7 protein-coding genes are annotated in these 5,861 nt (G+C 31.6%); all 7 read left to right on the forward strand.

Annotated elements, in window-relative coordinates; genetic code table 11:
* The coding region (locus CXF76_RS00200; RefSeq protein ID WP_232785069.1) for an oligosaccharide flippase family protein at nt 1-900 on the forward strand (900 nt) is incomplete at its 5' end.
* Nucleotides 901-1,773: a hypothetical protein gene (locus CXF76_RS00205; RefSeq protein ID WP_024589839.1), complete on the forward strand. Its 873-nt coding sequence runs from the start codon at nt 901-903 to the stop codon at nt 1,771-1,773.
* A gap of 61 nt (nt 1,774-1,834) precedes the next feature.
* Nucleotides 1,835-2,905 carry an EpsG family protein gene (locus CXF76_RS00210; RefSeq protein WP_024589838.1) on the forward strand — a complete coding sequence of 357 codons (1,071 nt, stop codon included), beginning with the start codon at nt 1,835-1,837 and terminating at the stop codon, nt 2,903-2,905.
* A 1-nt stretch (nt 2,906) separates the two neighbouring features.
* On the forward strand, nt 2,907-3,692 hold the full coding sequence (locus CXF76_RS00215) for a glycosyltransferase family A protein (protein ID WP_101162755.1): 786 nt from the start codon (nt 2,907-2,909) through the stop codon (nt 3,690-3,692).
* Nucleotides 3,689-4,948 carry a protoporphyrinogen/coproporphyrinogen oxidase gene (locus tag CXF76_RS00220; RefSeq protein ID WP_101162756.1) on the forward strand — a complete coding sequence of 420 codons (1,260 nt, stop codon included), beginning with the start codon at nt 3,689-3,691 and terminating at the stop codon, nt 4,946-4,948. The genes CXF76_RS00215 and CXF76_RS00220 overlap by 4 nt, the downstream gene beginning before the upstream one ends.
* On the forward strand, nt 4,948-5,703 hold the full coding sequence (locus tag CXF76_RS00225; protein WP_024589835.1) for a glycosyltransferase family 2 protein: 756 nt from the start codon (nt 4,948-4,950) through the stop codon (nt 5,701-5,703). The genes CXF76_RS00220 and CXF76_RS00225 overlap by 1 nt, the downstream gene beginning before the upstream one ends.
* 77 nt (nt 5,704-5,780) lie before the next feature.
* Nucleotides 5,781-5,861, forward strand: an 81-nt coding sequence (locus tag CXF76_RS20735) for a polysaccharide biosynthesis protein (RefSeq protein ID WP_232785070.1), incomplete at its 3' end; no start/stop codon positions are given.

Genomic DNA, 5,861 nt, shown 5'->3' on the forward strand with positions numbered 1-5,861 from the left:
AACCACATAGCAATATCGGCTTTAGCATCATTTTGCTATGTGTTACTTATGCTTAACTTCTCTATAGCTCAAGCTTCTAGGCAAGTACATAAATACTTTTTAGCACAAGTGATTAGTGGTGTGACTTTGCTATTTAGTATTATTATTTTATTCGAGTTTACGCAAGCAACATCACAGACCAGAGTTTATGCCGGGGCACTTTCTTGGTTTATTCCTTCTCTCTGGCTATTTTTTACGTTAAAAACGTATACGAATAGAATCAATAAGAAAATAAATAAAAAGCATATTTTATATTTATTTTCTTTTGGTTTACCTCTCTTACTACATGCTCTATCAGGTGTGATTAGAGGACATGTCGAAAGGTTTATCATCAATGACTCTTTTTCCAAAAGTGCTCTTGCGGAATACTTTTTAGCAATTCAAATTGCAAGTATTTTTTACCTGCTTTTACTGGCACTAAATAGAGCTTTAGTACCTCATTTTTATGCGAAAATGAAAAATAGGGCCCTTAACACAATAGAGGTAAAGCAACTTGTTTTAAAGTCATTCCTAATTGTGCCTTTGTTTCCTATTTTTGTTTACTTAATTCCAGACTCATTATTTGTTTATATTTTTGGTGATGAGTATACAAATCTAGGTCAGTGGGTTGCTGTTCTAGTGTTAGGATACTCTTTAATGATCCCATACTTCATTCTGGTAAACCTTTTGTTTTATCAAGCAAGAAATAAGTTAATCTCATCGGTTAGCATTTTTGTCGCTTTGATACATATAGGGATATCTTGCATATTCTCATTATATTCAATGGACTTGTTGGTTTACTCATTGTTTTTTTCATCAATATTACAAATATGCATAATGTATTTTTGTACATTTAAAAATATAAGTAAGGTCAAACAATAAATGGAACTTTATATTGCCTCAAAACCCATGCAAATCACGGTTTCTAGTATAATTGCCGGTTCTAAAAAAGAAGGTAGTTGTTTAATAATTATTGATATGTTTCATGATGCAGAAGCTGTTTTTAATAATATTAAATCTGCAGGTGATTGGAAAAAAGTACTGTTTGTAAAAAATCGATTCATGTCATTTGTTAAAGGAAGTCGTTTAAAACCGACAAAAACTTATATCGATGGTGACATAGGTACTAGGTTAGCGTTATACCTCGCTTACTTCAAACTTATATCCAGAACAAAGCAGATTTATGTTTACGAAGAAGGAATTGGTACATATAGAAATGACATATATGTACCTAGCTATAAAACTAAAATTTTTGATGTGTTAGGTATAAGTACTGTATTTGGAGGAAGTTGGTTCTGTAATGGGGTTTATGTATTTGAACCAAAAGAGTATGCAGAGCGAATTAAAATAAAAAAGAAAAACTTTTCTATCTTAAAAATCACTAAAAGTATGAAGAGTTACTGCGAAGAAAACGTAGCTTATTTAAATAAAATTTATAACTTTGATCCAGCAAGTGTCGGTGAGGGGAATAAGTGTTTTATATATATAAGTGACTGGAGTTTTGATAGTCGTTTCATCGATATTGCAGATAGAGTTTATGATAAAAAGTTAGTTAAATTACACCCGAATATCAAAAATAGCTTAGGGCTTGAAGGGGCACTCGGTTTTGAGGTTGTTGAGAATAAAGTGCCTGCAGAGATTTTAATAAATGCACTTTCAAAGAGTTACTCACAAGTTCAAGTTTTACATCATGGTTCGAGTGTCGCGCACTATATGAAGTACGATAATGTGTCTTATTTAAAAGTTTCCAAGTGAGTTATTTTTGAGCAATTTTGATGTGTGAACCTTTTAACAATCTATCATTTAAGGCGTTTAAGTGAATTATTATACAATCGCTAATTATGGGTTGCTACTCATTGCGCTACTGCTCATTTTACTTATTGCTTACAGTGATATTTTGGGAAAAGTTAGTTTTAAAAGCTCAAGTGCGTTGTTATCTATTTTATTTTTATTAGTGCTTTTGATTTCCCGTGATAAAGGCTGGGATTTAGAGTTATATGAAAATATTTTTAATAATGTTAATGATATTGGAATTGGTGGGTGGATAGAGCCAGGTTTTCAGTTTTTAATATTAGCGGTTAAATCAATCAATGGGAACTTTCTCTTATTTAATACTATTTACTCATTGATTATATGTTGTTTTTTATATTCTATTGTAAATAGAGACTTAAGATATGCATCAATAGCAGTATTAATGTTTTTCTTTCTTTATTATTTTAGAGGACCATATGGGCAAATAAGGCAAGCATTAGCAATGCTGATCTTCTTATACTCGCTGAGATTTATTGTTGATAGAAAGATGCTATACATTTTTCTTAACTTTATAGCATTAATGTTTCATAGCGTTGCTATATTTAGTTTTGTTTTTTTAATTTTGGCCAGTTTTTTTAATTTAACAAAGAAGAGATATTTAATATTAATTTCTTTATTTTCAATTTTTTATCTTGCGGGGGTCTTTAGTAACCTCCTAACATACTTAATCGGATTAGATCCAAACCCAGTTTTAATGAAAGTACAATTTTATATTGAAAATGCTAATGTTCAGGGTGGCTGGTTAACGCCTGAATTTCTTAAGATATGGGTTATCTCTATATTAGTTTTGTTGATTGTCCCCGAGTTTGATAAACTTAACACATACCGCAAAATCTTAATTTTGAGCTTTCTTACTGGTTCATGTTTATACATGCTTTTAAGTTTTGATTTAAGGCTTGCATCACGTTCAAGTCGGCTTTTCCTGATTTCTGAATTTTTAATCATTGCTATGTTATTTGAGTATGTGAAAAATAGAGGAAAGCTATTCTTATTTATACTTCTTTATGGTTCTTTCTTTTTAATTTGGGAGTTCTATATTATGTCAAAAGCAGAGGTTATTTACTCGTGGAGTTAAAATGAATATTCAAATTTTAATGGCAACTATGGCTAAATCGTGTATCGGTGATATCGATTGGAAAAATAAATGCATAGTTTCACCGTTATTATTAATCAACCAATCAGATTTCGAAGGTACCGAAACTTTAGATGATATTACTATGATATCAAAAAAAGAAAGAGGCTCCTCAAAAAGTAGAAATCTCGCTATTGAGAATGCAAGCGGTGATATCTGCATCATTGCTGATGACGATGTTAGTTATTTAGAAAACTATGAGAGCATAGTCAAAGATGCTTATATTAAGTATCCAGACGCTGACATTATAACTTTTCAGATACAAACAACAGAAGGTAAGCCTTTTAAACCAAATTACTCTAACGAAGAGTATTATCACACTAAGATGAGCATTCTAAAATGCGCATCTATTGAGATTACGTTTAAAAGAGAATCGATTATTAAAAGTGGTTTGAAACTGGATCTAGAATTTGGCTTAGGTAGTAAATATCGTGTTCATGATGAGATTATTTTTTTGAAAGATGCACTAGATAATGGCCTTAAGTGTGTTTATATCCCATTACCTATAGTTGTTCATCCACCAGAAAGTTCTGGTACAGATTATAATGAGCAATTGTTGTTTTCAAAAGGTGCTGCATTTTACCGTCTGTTTGGCATTTCAGGACTTTTATATGATTTAGCTTTCTCAATCAAGAAATATTCAGAGTACAAAAATGTATTTAGTTTTATACAGTGTTTAAGGCTGATGGTTAAAGGTACATTGAGTTATTCTAAGGAACAAAGTAAATGACTAAAGTGAAATATTTAATTTTGGGTGGCGGTGTTTCAGGGCTAGCCTTCGCTAACTTTGTAAATTCAGAGGATTACCTAATTATAGAGAAAGAGCCTGAGTTAGGTGGTTATTGTCGAACTATTTACCAAGATGGTTTTGTTTGGGATTATGCAGGTCACTTTTTTCACTTTGCAACTGATCAACTAAAAAACTTTTTTAAAAACAAGATTGATGATAGTAAACTTGTTGAAAGAACTAAAGTCACAAAAATTTTCTTTGATGATGAGCTTATAGACTTTCCTTTTCAGTCTAATATACATCAGCTTAAAAAAGATAAATTTCAAGAATGTTTGTATGATCTTTATTTCCGTTCAGACAAAGAAAGCTATAATTCTTTTTTAGATATGCTTTATTCGAAATTTGGTAAGGCTATAACTGACTACTTTTTGAAACCTTATAATGAAAAGCTATATGCTTGTGATTTGAATACACTAGATGTTAATGCCATGGGGCGATTTTTCCCTTATGCTAACTTAGATCAGGTTATCAAATCTTTCAAAAAGCAGTCAGTTGAAAGCTACAACTCAAGTTTTCTTTATCCAAAAGAAGGGGCAAGGATTTTTGTTGATGCTTTAGCTGAGTCAGTCCCAACAACGAAAATTTCACTAAACGAAACTGTACAAAAAATTTGCTATGAAGAAAAGCTCGTTGTTACAAATAAAAGAACAATAGCATTTGATTATTTGATAAATAGTTCGCCTTTGAAAATGTTTTCTAAGCAATTAGATGTAGATAGAGTAAACCTGCTAGCTGATGATTTTAGCTATAACAAAGTACTAGTATTTAACTTAGGTTTTGATAAAAAATCACCTAACCAGGATACGCATTGGTTATATTTCCCAGATAAAAATATCAACTTCTACAGAGTTGGCTTTTACGATAATATTTTGGGTAGTGATAAGCTAAGTATGTATGTAGAGGTTGGTTACTCACCCGAAGATGACGTTGATATAGAGACACAACTACAATTAACGATAGATAATTTGAAGGCTGTGGGTATTATTGATGACCACAAATTGATTTCTCATTGTTCCATTGTGATGGATCCTGCGTACGTACATGTTAGTGACAAATCGAATTCTTCAAAACAAAAAATATTAGAAATTTTGTCTCAAAAAAATATTCATTCCATAGGTCGTTATGGAGACTGGAAATACTGTTCTATCGAGGACTCAATGCTTGACGCAATAAACCTAGCAAGTGAAATTAGCTAATGTTTAAAGAGCACCTAGTTAGTATTATAATGCCAGCTTATAACTGCGAGGCTTTTATCAAAGAAAGTATCGAATCTGTGATGGCTCAAACATATACACACTGGGAACTAATCATTGTTAATGATTGCTCAACAGACAACACTCTAGCAGTGGTCACTGAGTTTTCAGATCCTAGAGTTACTTTAATAAATAATGAAGTAAACTTAGGTGTAGCAAATAGCCGAAATGTTGCGATAGAGAAAGCCGAAGGGCGTTTTATTGCCTTCTTAGATAGTGACGACCTTTGGTATAGTACTAAGTTAGAAAAACAAGTAATAGCTCTATGTAAAGCGGGTGAAAATACTGTCTGTTCCCACTCTTCATATGAAAGAATTGATGAATTTGGCAGTGTATTAACTCGAGTTAGTATAAAAAATAGCGTTAATTTTAAAACTCTTTTAAAGAGTAACTTTATTGGTAATTTAACAGGTATAATTGATCGCTCTAAAGTTGTATTACCTAAACAAAAAGAGGTAAAACACGAAGACTATGTAATGTGGCTCGAGATTTTATCTAGTGGGCAGGATTTTTACTCGTTAGGAGTACCTGAAGTTTTGGCAAAATACAGAGTTAGAGCTGGTTCCATATCGGCTAATAAGCTTAAATCACTGACTTGGCATTGGCATATACTTCGTTACCATATGAGGTTGAATATATTTCAAAGCTCATTATTTATATTAAATTATTTATATTTTGCTAGCAGAAAGCGAGCATGATCTATCGTAAAATTATTTTTTTAGGTGAAATTACGCTTTAGTAATAGCTCTTAAAATAGTCTCATATTGGAAAAGTTATGTTAAACAATAAAACAGTTTTAATCACGGGTGGCACTGGGTCATTTGGTAAGAAGTTTATAGAAACTATTTTAGCGCGT

Origin of the sequence: Pseudoalteromonas sp. 78C3 (assembly GCF_002836695.1) — a bacterium.
Lineage (GTDB): Bacteria > Pseudomonadota > Gammaproteobacteria > Enterobacterales > Alteromonadaceae > Pseudoalteromonas > Pseudoalteromonas arctica.